The organism is Micromonospora sp. NPDC049139 (genome assembly GCF_055586845.1).
In genome coordinates this window covers 77340-90656 of record NZ_JBVJHK010000025.1, presented here as the reverse complement: position 1 = coordinate 90656, position 13317 = coordinate 77340, and the positions used below count along the sequence as shown (strand labels likewise).

Here is a 13317-nt window from a genome sequence, read left to right as displayed (position 1 = left end):
GACGTCCTGTTCGCCATGCTCCGCGACAAGATCCCCTACCAGCCCCGCCCCACACCGCCGATCACCGCTTGACGAAACCCATAGGGACACCCCCCAGCGTGGCACTGTGGGGCCGGGCATCACCAGGGCATCCCTCGGACTCGGGACATCCGGACATGCCGCCGATCGGGCGTCATGGAACGCGACGAGGAGCGGCTGCGGCCGGCGTAGTCGTGCTGGGAAGCGCGCACCCGAACACCTCGGTACAACGCTCCGACTTGAATATCTGACACCGAGGCCCGAACAGGACAAGCCCATTCGCGAGGGCAGGCGTCCGGCGCGTCTCGGGCCGCGATTCGGATGCCTCCGCCCACCTCACCGCTGAGCAAAGATGAACCCGCCCTCGACGTTCGGGGCTGGGCGGTGCACCATCTCGGCCTCGACGGTGAAGCCCGCGGCGTCCAGCCAGGCCGCGACCCGATCCGGTGGGCGGCGGTGCACGTAGACGTTCATCGGGTGGCCACCGTAGCCCTCCGTCTTGAGTCGACTGCCGTCGCCGGCATGGAATCCGAGCAGCATGACCCCGCCGGGCCGCAGCACGCGGTGGAACTCGGCGAGGACTATGGATACCTCGTCGTCGGGGACGTGGATCAGGGAGAACCAGGCGAGCAGACCGGTCAGGTGATCGTCGGCCAGTTCGAGGCGCGTCATGGAGCCGACCTCGAAGCGCAGGCCGGGATGGTCCCGTCGGGCCACGTCGATCATCGCGGGGGACAGGTCGATGCCGAACGCGTCCAGGCCGATGCTGTGCAGGTGGGCGGTGATCCGGCCGGGGCCGCAGCCGATATCGGCGACCGGCCCGTTTCCCTGGGCGCGGACCAGTTCGGCGAAGAGGGCGAGGATGCCCCGCTGGAACGGTTCGCGGGCGAGAGCGTCGCGCAGCAGGTCGGCGTAGCTGACCGCCACCGTGTCGTAAGAGGTCCGGGTGTCGTCCAACCATCCAGGAACGCGCATGCGCCGCACGATAGCGCCGACCCGGGGAGCGGCGTCGGTCTGGCCGACACCATGATCCATCTGCGTGACTCAGACCGTAGTCATGTCGTCCCCAGCTCATGATCAGGTACAGGGATCTGCCGCGAAGCGCTCGTCACCCACGTGCCGTCGGCGCCGGGCGCCCGGCGTCCGATGTGTCGATGAGCGCGCGCCCGGCGGGGTCGGGGGTGACATGATCGCTGCGTGATCCAACGCCGGACGGAGTCGACGCACCGAGTGTTGGCGGGCGCCGAGGTGCTACTCGTGGGCCTGTTCTCGGCGAAGGACACCGAGATGGACACCAAGCTGGACCTCTTGGCCACGGCGGTGGAGGTGTACGGTGCGCGGGTCGTGGGCCGGCACGCTCAGCGCCGGGGGGTATCGCACGGCGGCGCGGACAAGATGACCACTCCGTTCTCGCGGCGGACATTGCTGAGCGCGGGCAAGGCCCGGGAAGTCGCCGATGCGTGTCGGGCGAGTCAGGTTGGGGCGGTGGTGTTCGCGAATCCGCTGACTGAGCACCAGCGAACCGTCCTTGGCGAGATGTGCGGCTGCACCGTGCTCAGCGCTGAGGACCTCTTCACACCCGGCGGATAGCATCCGCATCTGCCGCGATCCGCGCGTGGCGTGGGTTTCGTGGACGTTGAAACCGTTGTCGACGGTGTTGATTCGGGCGGCCCGTAATGGGCGACCGATCAACGCGTCAGCGCGAGCTCCAGCCGCACTCGGCGCCGCGGCCGGTCCACCTCGGCGATCGTGACGGTGACCATCTCTCCCATCACTGGCCTCCGAGTCAAAACTGACTCGTGGAGCAGTCCCGCGATGCCCGGCGCGACGCGGACGAAGACACCGAACGGCACCACCTTGACGACCGGACCGGACAACACCTCACCGACCCGGTCCGCGAACTGGACCAGTGGATCCTCCTGCAACGCCTTCAGCGAAAGCTGCACCTGTCCACGGGTGACGTCGAAGTCGAGCACCTCGACGGAGACCTGCTGGCCAGCGTGCACCACGTCGGCAGGGTCGCAGAAGTACTCCCAGGTCCCTGTAGAGCCGAGGTAGCAACTTGCGGCTCCTGACCAGGTGCACGCTTCTGCCGCCGATCGGTCGCTACGGAACGTGTCAAGGGATTGAGGCCAACGGGAGTTAAGCGGCTTGCCGTTGCGGCTCGGGCTTGTTGATCCAGACCTGTTCGGGCAGGTCGAGGATCTTGGGTAGGGGCCGGGTGGTGCCGAACCGTTCCGGGTGCGCCGTCCGGGCTGCGGCGAGGGTGTCCTCGCGGTTGGCGCGGACGGTGTGGTGACGGCTGTGGTGGACGTCGGCGGGGTGTGCAGGCCGATCCCGGAGTGCCGATGAGCGTGGTTGTACCAGGTCACGAAGTCGTTCATGAACGCCCGCGCCCGGGCGAGGGACGCGATCCGGTCCGGGAAGACCAGCGCGTACTTCAACGTCTTGAACCTTCTCTGCGCTGATCTTGAAGCGGGCCGGGTCTCCGTTTCCAGCGCGTCACCCGCTGGCGGCAGGTGGCAGAACGCCGATGACTTCGGCGATGCCGATCGGTTCCGCAATCTCGTGCATAGTGATCACGTCTCCCGGTGTCAGGTGCCTCCATCGCGGTGGAGTTAGTGGAGCCAACCGGACCGTTCCCTGTTGACCAGGTTCCAGGGCAGGCGCGAACTCTACCCAGATGCGCGCGATGGCCAGGTCCGGTGTGCCAGCACTGGTGCGGTGTCCGATGTCCCACATCGGTCGCAGCACTCCAGCCCCAGGGATGGCGGTCCGACGACCTCCGGCCTCCGGCGAGCTGAGCGCCAGGTCGGCCCTGATCACGCCGTGGGTCGATTCGTAGCTTCTCCAGTGGCACCAGGCGACGCTCCGATCGAGCTGAAGGAGGCCGGCCGCGTCCGCCAAAAGCTGCCAGAAGCGAGCCGGTTGCGGGTGTTCGTCGCTGACGTCTTCCAGCATGCCCAGGGCGAGTTCCCATTCACCCAGGTCGAGGTCACGTCGGATGTCGTCCAGTGTGAGCCCAGCATCGGTTCGGAGGTCAGCGGTGGCCAGCTCGGCCGCGGCGCCCAGGATCTCGGGAACGTTCATGGCCCGATTGTGGACCGCGGACAGCTCATCGAGGTGATCGGAGCCGTGGCATGAGGTCCGCGACGGGTCCCGCCACGAGTGTTGGGTCACTGGTGTGGTGGTGGCTTGGGCGTGCCGAGATCGATCTGTCCGGGGTGTCCCAGCGCGAGCGATTCTCTTGGTCTGTGCTCGTTTTCCCCGAAGGAAGGTGAGGGTCAGCGTGAGTCCTTCGATCTCGCCTCTCCAGCCTTCCTCCTCCGTACGGCGGAGACGAGCGGTGAGATCTTCCTCCAGCTCGTCGAGTCGGGGGCAGCACTTTGGGGTTGATGCTCAGCATCGGACAGCGGATGCAGGGCGGATGCAGGCGTGTTCGTGCCGGCAGGGGGTGCCGTAAGGCCGGCCGCCAGGAGCCGAGTTCGACGCGGCGCTTGTCGAAGTGCTCGTTGAAGTCGCTCCACTCCTCGGTGGTCGGCTCCCGATACTCGTCTGGGGGCCGCTGAGCTCGTCGTTTGGCGAGGAACTGCTGGTACTGCTTGATGGCCTCGGTGACCGCCGGGTATTTCGGCGAGGTGTTCGACCGCCCCTTTCCCGAACCCGTCGCGGGCCTGGACGAAGGCACCGAGCCGAACGCGGACATGTGGGCCGCAGCCGACGAGTCCCGGGACGACGTCATCGGCCTGTGGCACCGAGTCTGGGCACACGCGGACGCCACGATCGAGGCACTCCCGATCGACGCGCGCCCGGCTCGGTGCGGTGGTGGCGCCACACGCCGGTGACGCTGCACCTCGTCCTCGTCCTCGTCCTCGTGCACGTGCTCGCCGAGCTGAACCGGCACGCTGGGCACGCCGACATCGTGCGCGAACTGGTCGAGGGGCCAGGTCGGCTGGCGGCGGCCCGGCGACAACGTGGTCGAGGGCGACGAGGCGTGGTGGGCCGCCTACCGCGAGAGGCTGGAATCCATCGCACGCGAGTTCGCCTGAGGACGCGATCCTCGCCCCCGCGGATGCCGTCCAATTCGTCCGAGCAACCGTTTGCATTCTGCCAGCGGCCGTCGCAGCCCGAAGCTAAGGTCACATGCACGGATTTGCCGCTGAGAACGGACGGCTCCCGGCGATCCGGCCAGCTGAGTGCGAGTCAGGCGCTGCCCGAGGGCAGATGGGGGCACTATCGTTTTGGCGTGCACATCCGTTTTGACGTCCCAGCCGATTCCGCCTACCCAGGCCGCGTGGCCGCTGCGCTCAGCAGTGTTCGGCTGCGCAAGTACGGCTACATCGGTGCCGTGTTGGCGGCGGCCGGGGCGATCGCTTTCGCCGTCTCGCGGGGGTTCGCGTGGGGCGACCAGATCTCGACGCTGTGCATGGCGATGGTCGTGGGTGGCGTGCTGTCGATGCTGTACTCGCCGTGGGTGCGGTTGCGCGCCCGGTCCCGCTCCAGTCGCTACGCTGTCGAGGGCGCGTACGACATCACCGACGACAACATCATGATGCGCAGTGGCTCGGAGTCCGGCGGCATCGCCTGGGACGGGGTCACCCAGGTAGGGGACACCCCCGAGTTCTGGATCGTGTACGTCGGTCGGGAGCCGGCGACCGTAATCCCACGCCGCCTGATGTCCACGGAGGACGCAGAGACGTTGCGAGCCTTCATGGCCAAACGTGGGCTGCTCCAGCTTCGGTGAACTCATTTGCCGCTGGTCGGGGGTTCAGTCTGAGGAGCTGTTTCTGGGATGATGTTGCCGTGGTCGACCAGCGCGCCAGTTTCGGACTGCTTGGCCACGAGGCCTTGGAGCAGTCGGCGGTGGTGGCCAACTGCACCATGAACCGCGAGCGGCAGCTGTCCGGGGTCAACAGCTACACCCGGGAGCTGGGGTTCAACCCTCTTGACGTTCTCGCCGCCGGCCTTGTCGGCGCCGGTCGGGCCGAACCTTCGGCAGCCGCTGGCTGGTTGGATCTGTGCTGCGGCACTGGTCGGGCGTTGATCCAGGCTGCCGGGGAGCTGCGCCTGACAGGGTTGACCGAGCGGACCGTTCTCGTCGGGGTCGACCTGGTTGACGCCTTCGATCCCGTACCGGCACCATCCCTGAACCTGGAGCTGAGCTGCGCCTCCGTCGCCAAGTGGACACCAACGCGGACGTTCGACTTGATCACCTGTCTGCACGGACTGCACTACGTCGGAGACAAGCTCGCCGTCCTGAGCCGGGCGGCCGGCTGGCTAACTCCCACCGGCCGGCTCGTGGCCGACCTGGACCTGTCCAGCATCCGGCTTCCTGACGGGCGACCCGCTGGGCAGCGCCTCACCGCCCGACTCCGTGCCGCCGGGTTCTCCTACGATCCCCGTCGCCGCCGGATCAGCTGTACCGGCCGCCGTGAGGTCCGCCTCCCGTACAGCTACCTCGGCGCCGACGATCGCGCTGGCGCCAACTACACCGGACAACCCGCCGTGCATTCCCACTACGCCGAAGACCACTAACCGCACCGGCAACGTCCGCACATGCAGCCGACCGAGCGTCACGAAGCGGAGCCGCTGTCCATGGATGGCGGTGCGCGGTCGTGGCTCCCCTCTGTGTCAAGACGCCGTCGGGAGGAGAGTTCTATCCTGGGTCTCGGCGGGTCCGGGAAGTGACTTCTCCGAAGAGCCGGCTGGGGGATGAGAGTCGGTCACGCTGGAGCCAGTTGTCGTTCCCCGTTGTCCTCCCGGGCCCGCCGCCGTGGCAGCTGTGGCGTCGTCGGTCATGCACCGGTAGACGATGTCGGACAGGCGTCGTTTCAGGGCGCGCATCGCTTCCATCGATGTCTTGCCGGAGGCTTTCTTGCGGTCGAAGTAGGCGCGTCCTTCGGTGGGGTTGCGTAGCTGGACCGTGGCCATGATGTGCAGCACCCGGTTGATCTGCCGGTTCCCGGCGCGGAAGAGGCGGTGTCGTACCTGTTCGCCGGAGGATGCGTCGATGGGGGCGGTGCCGTTCCAGGAGGCGAAGTGGGCCCGGTTGGGGAACCGGGTGATGTCACTGACCTCGACCAGCAGCCGGGCGGCGCCGGATGGTCCGATGCCGTGCAGGTTCATCAGAGTGGTGCCGGTGGAGGCGACCAGTTCGGTCAGTTCCTTGTCGGCTTCCTTGGAGCGCCGGTAGACCCGTTCGAGGTCGCTGATCAGCTCCGCGGCGACCCGCCGTCGGGCCTTGCCGACCGCGTCTCGGGGTCGGACGGTGGCCAGCAGTGCCTTGGCCTGGGCGGCGGACAGGCTCTTCTTCGCCCCGCCTGGAATGAGTTCGAGGAGCAGTTGGTGCAGCTGGGACACCATCCGGGTGTGGTCCTCACCCAAAGACCGGCGCCGGTCGACCAGGATCCGCAGCAGGGTCAGTTGTTCGTCGTTGACGACCGGGCGCAGCCCGGCCATGCGGGTGCCGACCAGCGCGATGGAGTGGGCGTCGGTGGCATCAGTCTTGCGGCCCTGCCCGGTGGCGAAGACCCGCGCCCTGGCGGACAGCTTCGGCGGGACGTCGACGACCTGCTCGCCGTCGGCCAGTAGCCGGTTGGCGATGTGCCGGCCGATGCCCTGGCAGCCCTCGATCGCCCAGACCCGGTGCGGCCATCGGCTGGCGTACTTCCTCATCGCTGTGTAGCCGTCGCGGTCGGTGTCGAAGCGGCCGCCGCCGATGACGGTCTCATCGCGGGCCATGACCTCGATCGTTGCAGAGCGCTTGTGCGGGTCCATCCCGATGACCACACGATCTGATGTGCCACTCAACGCGTCCTCCGATGCTCGATCCACCTGGTTGTCGAGCCGGGAGGGCAACGCTACTTCGAGCTGAGCAAACCCCTGACTTGTCTACTGGAGTCAGATGCGCGGGTCTGCAGCCCGTAGCGTCAGGGCGCCGGTCGGCACTGGCTCGCAAACCCCTTGCCGCCCTCGGGTTGGCTCTTCAAGAGCGTGCCGCCGCTGGCCGGCGCCCGGCCGTGGCGTGGCTCAACAGAGGCGTGCTCACCGAATTTCCCCAAGTCAGGCTGCCCGCCACGGTGATCCTCGTTCGCTATGGCGAAAGGAACCCGGCTCTCCGTGACCACGATCGGCATCGACCCGCACAAGTCCTCCTTGACCGCTGTCGCCCTCGACGAGACCGGTCACCTGCTGGCGACAAGGCGGATCACCGTCAACGCCGCCGCATACAAGACGCTGACCGACTGGGCCGCCCGCTGGCCGCAACGCCGCTTCGCTGTCGAAGGCGCCGCTGGGCTGGGGCGGGGTATCGCGTAACTGCTGGCCGCCGCCGGCGAGCACGTCGTCGACGTCCCGGCCGCCCTGGCCGCTCGAGCTCGACTGCTGGACACCGGCGGCACCCGCAAGACCGACGCCGCGGACGCCGCCAGCGTCGCTCACGCCGCCATGCGGCACCAGCGGTTGCGCCAAGTCGTCGCCGAGGACCATCACACCCGGCTGCGGTTGCTCTCCGAACGCCGCGACGACCTGGCTCGCGAACGCGTCCGGCTGCTCAACCGGCTTCACGTGCTGCTGCGTGATCTGATCCCCGGTGGCGCGGCGCTGGACCTCACCGCGGACAAGGCCGCCGTGCTGCTGCGCACCACCCGGCCGCTCACCGCCACCGACAGCTGCCGCCGCGACCTGGCTCGTGAACTGATCGCGGACCTACGCCACCTGGACCGGCCCGCACACCAACCAGGCCCAGATCCGGCAGGTCCTGAGCGAGACGCACTCCACCATCACCGAAATCCGCGGCGTCGGGCACATCATCGCCGGGAAGATCCTCGGCCAGTGTCCGACCCGTACCAAGGAGAGTTCTTCCGAGACGTTGTGGTCGGGGAACTCGTCAAGATCGTGCTTCCGATCGTCGTCCTGGTCTGGCTGGCCACGGCGCACCGTCTCTGGTGCGCATGGCCGACGCTGCTTACCGCAGCCACCTCATACGGTGCCCTGAGTGCGGCGCTGTGGTACGTGCTCTACGCCGCAGCACACAGAATTTGAAGCGCCAGCCAGACCGCAGGCACGGGTGGTCAGGCGCGTCAGGCATCCTGATCAGCCACGATCAGCGCGTCGATCATCGCTTGCCGGGAGCTGCATCTGACTGTCCTGCAGTCCAGGCCTCGTTGTTAGCCTGACCGGATGCGCAGCGAGCTGAAGGCGGCGTTAGACGACCTGTACCGGGTATTCGGCCGCTACCGGCTGGTCGAGGGTGTCGAATACTGCGACCACTGCGTTGACCCGGAGCAGGTCGAAACGCTGCACCGAACGCTACTGCGCCATGTTACTGCCGAGCAGCTCGGTCCGCTGCTGTTCAACTCGACGACGACGTGGGGTGATCAGAGGTACCTCAACCATTTCATGCCCCGGCTCCTAGAGCTGGTGGCGGCCGGCGAAATGAACGACTGGAGCTACCACATCTTCTTGCCATCTCGGCTCGCGGGCCTGTGGCGGTCGGGTTCGGACGATGAACAGCGCGTGATCAGCGACTTCGCATGGGCCTGGTGGCGGGACACCACCTCGACGTGGCCCAGCTTCTGCGAGCCGCGGGAGGTGCTGGACACAATCGCCGAATGCGGACAGAACGTTTCGCCCTATCTCGCCGCATGGCCGGTGCACGTCGGGAAACCCGCGGCCCGGCAACTCGCCGAACTCGTCAGCGACCTTCTCGTCTCATCGAGGCAGGACAACGGCTTCTGGCGCGAGGTCAACGACTGGCTGTCCGGCCCGATACCCGCGGACGTGCTCGCCGCCGAAGTCTCCGCGACCGCTGATCCCGACATCGCCCGGCAACTAAGCGATGCATTCGAACACCTGGCCCTATGGCGACAGTCGCAGCCTGCTACCACCACCAGACGGTGACCAGGGGCATACCCACATACCCTGCTCCGGGTCGTCCACGACCTGGCCGGGCACCGCTGCAGGCCGACGCCGTTCGGGCGCGACCGCGCTCATTTGCCGCGAAGCGCTCGTCACTCACGTGCCGTCGGCGCCGGGCGCCCGGCGTCCGGATGTGCCGAGGACCGCGCGTCGTAGTTACGACCAATCGAGGCCAGCGAAGATGTCCTCGCCGGGCCGCCAAACCCCGAGCAGCGGGCATACGGGGTCATACACCTCAAACTGCGCGATCTCCGGTCCATCTAGGTCGGATGGCTTGGGATTGGTGACAATTTCACCCGAGGCGAAGCGGATCACCAGACCACATTCTGGTGACTCCGATACGGCGGTGACTTCCTGCGAGATGAACGCACAGAGCGCATCCCGATAGCCTGGCTCACCGAACTCGAGGACGGTGTTGCCGACGGTCACAGCTGGCCAGACGTAGGCGGTAAAACGTGCGTCACCAAAGTCGAGCTGCAGGTAGTCCCTGACGAAGACGACCGATTCAAGCTGCTCCTCGACCAGCACGTCGAGCCGGAACTCTGTCACGTCTAGATCGTCTCACGGCGCCCACGCCACCATCCGCACATGCCGCCGTCCGTGCGTGCTGACCGATCAAGAGCGGTCACGGCCGGTAGATGGCCTCTGAGTCGAGCGGACATCCGCACCTGCCGATGAGCGCGACTCGCCGCAGTGTGGCGCGTCCTGGGAAGGCTGGTCGGGAACGCGAAAACTGTCACCGACTGTAAGATCATCGATGGCTAGAATGTGCCGTCCTGTACAGGCGGGCGGCGGGGGTGCTGTGGTCGAGATTCCTGATGCGGTATTGGCGGATTTGTCGGGTCCGGTCGCCGCTGCGTTGCCGTTCATCGTTGCCCGTGTTCCGACAGCACCGGCGGCCGAGCTCGGCCGGCTGCGGGCACTCGCTGACGGCGAAACCTGGCCGATCCGGGGATCGGCCGTCCGGCACCCGGCGGTGGCCCAGTTCCGCTCCGGCGTGGCCGGATCGGGCAGTTCGCCGGTGCGAGAAGCGCTCGGCTCGCTGCCTCCCTTGCTGATCGAACGCCTGCTCGGCGCACTGGAACTGACCGTGCGGGAACTGGACCTGGCCGGTGCCCCGGACCTGACCGGTCTCCTGGGCGAGCCGTTCACCGGCACGTTCGGCATCGCGAGCATGAGCGGGCAGAGCGAGGCGGTTACCGGCGTAGCCGTGCTGGAGCAAATCCGGCCCGGCGCGGTGCCACTGGTCGCCGCGCTGGCCCGCCGGCTGGCCTCTCACGCGCGAGTGGCCCCCCTGCTGGCGGTGGCGCCTGCAATCACCGACGAGCGGGGGATCGCCGCAGCGCACGGCGCGGCACAGCTCGCGCTGGCCGTGACTACCACCGTCGCCGTCCTGCACCGGGTGGGCATCCACCCCTGGGCCATCGAACCACCGGCGGTGCTCGGCGTCGCGATCGGCACCGCAGTCTTGCTGCTACGCGAAGCCCCGATGCCCGCCGGTTACGCCGCTGCGGTCCTCGACCGGGCCCGGGCGGAGTACCTGCTGCCCCGCCAGACCAGCGGGTCGGCACCAGTGTTCGGGCACCGGTTCGCGCTGCTGGAGGACGCTGGTGTCCCAGAGGCCGACTTCGGCGGCAACGGGCTGGTCGCGGTCGTGCCGGGCGGTGCGGTGATCCGCACCGGCGTCGAGACCGGGCACGTCCGCATCGGGTTGCGGATCCTGGACGGGCCACCGCCGGACGTCGCGACCGGATGGGAGGAAATCGTCGAGGTCAGCTGGCGGGCGGCCGTCGGCGGCGCCTCGGTGGTCGGACCTCACACGAGCGACTCGCACCTGCGCCGGGTCACCCCACCCTGGCCGGGCGACTACCGGCTGCGCGTGCACGCCCGCGGTAGGGACGACACCGACGAACGCGACGCCGAGTACTACGAGCTGGTGGTGTGGCAGGCGCCCGCCGCGCCCGAGATCGTGTATTCCCGTAGAGACCGGCTCGGCCATCGGCTGCGCGGCGAGCCGGAGCCGGCGCGGCCCGACCAGCCCGAAACCGCCTACCGATGGCTGCGCCACAGCACCCTCGGGGAGGCCGCGACGGTCACGGTGGTGACCGGGACGAACGTCGCGGACGTACTGCGCGCCTTCGGCGCGGACCCGGCCCGACCGGAGTCGATGCGGGCCATCAACGATGACCTGATGCGCCGGCAGTCGATCGATCCGTGGGTAGCGATGCTGGACGTCGGCGACGCCGTGCTCGCCGTCGAGTACAACGGTTGGCAGGGTTCGACCGCGCCCGTGCTGACCCGCGTGTCCGCCGGCGGGCGGGCCGCCAGCATGTTCTGGAACATCAACGCCGTGACCCGGCTGTCGTTCGCCGAACGCGGCGAGGTGCTGCTGCGGGTGGAACCGTTCGGCGAGGTCGACGCGCCACCACCGGTCACCGCGACGCTCGCCGATCTCGACTTCGCCGACCACTACCGCAACAAGCGGCTGATGGGCCTGGTCGCGGTGCAGCGATTCACCGGCCACGGCATCACTGCCGAAGACCTGGCGCGGATCGAGGCCGCCGACATCGGTTTCCGGATCGTGCCGGACCTGCCCACGCTGTACCCGCGCCGGCCGCAGCACGGCGGTAAACGCCTCGGCCCCGCCTTGCCCGAGGTCACCGCGCCGGGGATTCCCGCCGAAGCGCTGACCGCCCTACCCGAACCCGAACTGCGGGACCTCACCTGGTGGTTCGCCGCGGAGGCAGCCCGCTACGCAGGCCTCGGCGATGACCCGGACATCGCCGCAAGCATCGCCGCCCGCACCCTGACCCCGGACGCGCACCTACGCGCCCGCCGATCCCAACTCGACGACGGCGAACACCGGTGGGTCTGGCTCGCCCTCCACCGCGCGACCAACCCGGACCCTGTCGCGGCGGCCACGGACACCATGCACGCGGCCCGCTACGCCGCCGGCCCGCATGCGGCGAACCTGGTCGCCAACGCCCAGGCCTGGACCATCAGATCCACTGCACAATGACGGCCCAGGCGCCGCCCGGATCTGCGGATCGCCGCTGCCGGCTGCGGTCCGCCAGGACCCCCTGGGCAGGCGCGGCCGGATCACCGACGGCAGACCCCACACGACGCGACCGAACGACAAAAGGTCCCGTCTCCTGCTCTCAGAGGCTGGTCAGGGGCGCCATCCGGACCACATTCCTTGCGCGAGGAAGGGACCGAGGCGCGGCGGTGGGCTGGACAGGGGCCCTGCCCAGCCCACCGTGGGCTGCAAAGGTGCACCCGTCAGGTGTGGCGCTGCGGTAGTGCGAGCCGTGCCTTGCGGCTGCCGACGCCGGGGCCACGCCCCTGGACGTCCGACAGTCAGCGGACACGCCCCATGCTTGACGTCGCCCCCGACCGTCAGGGACAGCCGAGGACCGGCTGCACCGACGACGGGTAGGCGTAGCCGTCGTCCCAGGGAAAGCGGCCTGCCAGGTTGGGCCAGGCGATCTGTTGCACGCGGACATGCTGGTCGCCGCATCGGGCGATCGCGGCGCCCGTGTGCAGCTGGTCGGTGGGGGCGCCGTCGATGATGGTCGCGTCGTAGCCGGCAATCAGGTCGCCGAGCCGCTGGCCGTGGGTGAAGCGCTCGGCCTGGTCGTAGACGCGGGCGGCGAAGTCGTTGAGTAGTTGCTGGGAGATGGCGGGGTCGAGGCCGGCGATCAGCAGTTCGGGATGACCGTGGGCGGTGAACCCGACGGTGTAGGCGAACGGGAGGCCTTCGTCGGTATCGTCCGCGCTGAGGTGGACGAACGTCACCGACCAGCCGACCCGGTCGATCATCTCGCTCTGGCGACGCATGAAGTCCTCGATGCCGCTCACCGGTCACCTCCTTCCACACCGTCGTGACGATCGGGCGCTTGGGGTGGGTCGACCTCGACGAAGCCCCAGAGCCGCTCGATGAGTTCCAGGGCTTGGGTCCGGTAGCGGTCGGCGAAGCCGCGGCAGATCGCGGGTTTGGCATGCGGGTACAGGTAGTGCGGCAAGGTGTCGTGACAGATGACGTAGGCCTCTTGCTCGCGGGCCTGCCTGACGAGAGCACGCAGCTGCCCGGCCTCGAGGTGCATGCGGTTGCCGGGGGCGAAGATGCAGGTGCCGCATTGCCGCGACAGCAGCCGCGACTTTCCCAGAACCGGATCGCCGACGCTGAGGGGCTCGTCGAGATTCGCTTCGCCGGGGTTGGGGACGTGTTCCATGTTGTTTGCCTCCGTTCATCGGCAGGGGGCGTCGCCCGATGGCGACGCCCCCTGGTGTCGGATCGTGGTGTGCTGCGATCGGGTGCGGCTGCTGCCGCCGGTGCCTGTGCTGCCGGGCCCGCCAGCGGACCCGGCGGGCCGGGTGTTC

Annotated in this window: 14 protein-coding genes and 3 pseudogenes; 9 read left to right on the top strand and 8 right to left on the bottom strand. The window is 68.4% G+C overall.

From position 1 onward, the window contains the following. Positions 1–354 precede the first annotated feature (354 nt). Complete coding sequence (locus tag ACZ6Q9_RS30255; RefSeq protein WP_396830554.1) at positions 355–993, bottom strand: class I SAM-dependent DNA methyltransferase; 639 nt, start codon at positions 991–993, stop codon at positions 355–357. A 282-nt stretch (positions 994–1275) separates the two neighbouring features. Here ACZ6Q9_RS30255 and ACZ6Q9_RS30250 point away from each other — a divergent pair, with 282 nt between their 5' ends. Beyond that, positions 1276–1608 carry an HflX-like GTP-binding protein gene (locus tag ACZ6Q9_RS30250; protein ID WP_396830555.1) on the top strand — a complete coding sequence of 111 codons (333 nt, stop codon included), beginning with the start codon at positions 1276–1278 and terminating at the stop codon, positions 1606–1608. Between the two features lie 98 nt (positions 1609–1706). Here the strand turns inward: ACZ6Q9_RS30250 and ACZ6Q9_RS30245 are convergent. The 3 genes and pseudogenes from ACZ6Q9_RS30245 to ACZ6Q9_RS30235 all read right to left on the bottom strand — a co-directional run. Then, positions 1707–1898: pseudogene (locus tag ACZ6Q9_RS30245) on the bottom strand (S1 RNA-binding domain-containing protein); the annotation flags it as partial. Between the two features lie 262 nt (positions 1899–2160). Then, a pseudogene (locus ACZ6Q9_RS30240) lies at positions 2161–2471 on the bottom strand (integrase core domain-containing protein); the annotation flags it as partial. Positions 2472–2520: 49 nt separating this feature from the next. Then, positions 2521–3108: a hypothetical protein gene (locus ACZ6Q9_RS30235; RefSeq protein WP_396830558.1), complete on the bottom strand. Its 588-nt coding sequence runs from the start codon at positions 3106–3108 to the stop codon at positions 2521–2523. A gap of 524 nt (positions 3109–3632) precedes the next feature. Here ACZ6Q9_RS30235 and ACZ6Q9_RS30230 point away from each other — a divergent pair. From ACZ6Q9_RS30230 to ACZ6Q9_RS30215, 4 genes and pseudogenes are all read left to right on the top strand, one after another. Next, positions 3633–3863 carry a mycothiol transferase gene (locus ACZ6Q9_RS30230; protein WP_396830559.1) on the top strand — a complete coding sequence of 77 codons (231 nt, stop codon included), beginning with the start codon at positions 3633–3635 and terminating at the stop codon, positions 3861–3863. After that, positions 3836–3907 (top strand): annotated as a pseudogene (locus tag ACZ6Q9_RS30225) (hypothetical protein); the annotation flags it as partial. The gene ACZ6Q9_RS30230 and the pseudogene ACZ6Q9_RS30225, both read left to right, overlap by 28 nt. A 357-nt stretch (positions 3908–4264) precedes the next feature. After that, complete coding sequence (locus tag ACZ6Q9_RS30220) at positions 4265–4762, top strand: YcxB family protein (RefSeq protein WP_396830671.1); 498 nt, start codon at positions 4265–4267, stop codon at positions 4760–4762. 59 nt (positions 4763–4821) lie between these two features. Then, entirely contained in the window at positions 4822–5553 is a 732-nt protein-coding gene (locus ACZ6Q9_RS30215; protein WP_396830561.1) for a class I SAM-dependent methyltransferase, read from the top strand. A 96-nt stretch (positions 5554–5649) separates the two neighbouring features. Here ACZ6Q9_RS30215 and ACZ6Q9_RS30210 read toward each other — a convergent pair whose 3' ends face one another. Then, complete coding sequence (locus ACZ6Q9_RS30210) at positions 5650–6795, bottom strand: IS110 family RNA-guided transposase (RefSeq protein WP_466021451.1); 1146 nt, start codon at positions 6793–6795, stop codon at positions 5650–5652. A 342-nt stretch (positions 6796–7137) separates the two neighbouring features. On the opposite strand from ACZ6Q9_RS30210, the gene ACZ6Q9_RS30205 reads away from it, so the two are divergent. From ACZ6Q9_RS30205 to ACZ6Q9_RS30195, 3 genes are all read left to right on the top strand, one after another. After that, positions 7138–7335 (top strand): hypothetical protein, encoded by a 198-nt coding sequence (locus ACZ6Q9_RS30205; RefSeq protein ID WP_466021450.1) that lies wholly within the window; start codon positions 7138–7140, stop codon positions 7333–7335. After that, positions 7336–8061, top strand: a complete 726-nt coding sequence (locus ACZ6Q9_RS30200; protein WP_466021452.1) for an IS110 family transposase — start codon at positions 7336–7338, stop codon at positions 8059–8061. It abuts the gene before it with no gap. A 138-nt stretch (positions 8062–8199) separates the two neighbouring features. After that, positions 8200–8919: a hypothetical protein gene (locus ACZ6Q9_RS30195; RefSeq protein ID WP_396830566.1), complete on the top strand. Its 720-nt coding sequence runs from the start codon at positions 8200–8202 to the stop codon at positions 8917–8919. 174 nt (positions 8920–9093) lie between these two features. Here the strand turns inward: ACZ6Q9_RS30195 and ACZ6Q9_RS30190 are convergent, their stop codons facing one another. Then, positions 9094–9486 carry a hypothetical protein gene (locus tag ACZ6Q9_RS30190; protein ID WP_396830568.1) on the bottom strand — a complete coding sequence of 131 codons (393 nt, stop codon included), beginning with the start codon at positions 9484–9486 and terminating at the stop codon, positions 9094–9096. Positions 9487–9988: 502 nt separating this feature from the next. Between ACZ6Q9_RS30190 and ACZ6Q9_RS30185 the strand changes: the two genes are divergently transcribed. Continuing rightward, positions 9989–11956: a DUF6461 domain-containing protein gene (locus ACZ6Q9_RS30185; protein ID WP_396830570.1), complete on the top strand. Its 1968-nt coding sequence runs from the start codon at positions 9989–9991 to the stop codon at positions 11954–11956. A 377-nt stretch (positions 11957–12333) separates the two neighbouring features. Here the strand turns inward: ACZ6Q9_RS30185 and ACZ6Q9_RS30180 are convergent, their stop codons facing one another. After that, positions 12334–12795, bottom strand: a complete 462-nt coding sequence (locus ACZ6Q9_RS30180; protein WP_396830572.1) for a DUF4262 domain-containing protein — start codon at positions 12793–12795, stop codon at positions 12334–12336. After that, complete coding sequence (locus ACZ6Q9_RS30175; RefSeq protein ID WP_396830574.1) at positions 12792–13169, bottom strand: hypothetical protein; 378 nt, start codon at positions 13167–13169, stop codon at positions 12792–12794. The genes ACZ6Q9_RS30180 and ACZ6Q9_RS30175 overlap by 4 nt, the downstream gene beginning before the upstream one ends. Positions 13170–13317: the final 148 nt, after the last annotated feature.

What these genes read in the sequence shown, in the direction of transcription:
- ACZ6Q9_RS30195 (WP_396830566.1), top strand. Translation starts at nt 8,200, where the DNA reads ATGCGCAGCGAGCTGAAGGCGGCGTTAGACGACCTGTACCGGGTATTC.
- ACZ6Q9_RS30210 (WP_466021451.1), bottom strand. Translation starts at nt 6,795, where the DNA reads ATGGACCCGCACAAGCGCTCTGCAACGATCGAGGTCATGGCCCGCGAT.
- ACZ6Q9_RS30175 (WP_396830574.1), bottom strand. Translation starts at nt 13,169, where the DNA reads ATGGAACACGTCCCCAACCCCGGCGAAGCGAATCTCGACGAGCCCCTC.
- ACZ6Q9_RS30235 (WP_396830558.1), bottom strand. Translation starts at nt 3,108, where the DNA reads ATGAACGTTCCCGAGATCCTGGGCGCCGCGGCCGAGCTGGCCACCGCT.
- ACZ6Q9_RS30255 (WP_396830554.1), bottom strand. Translation starts at nt 993, where the DNA reads ATGCGCGTTCCTGGATGGTTGGACGACACCCGGACCTCTTACGACACG.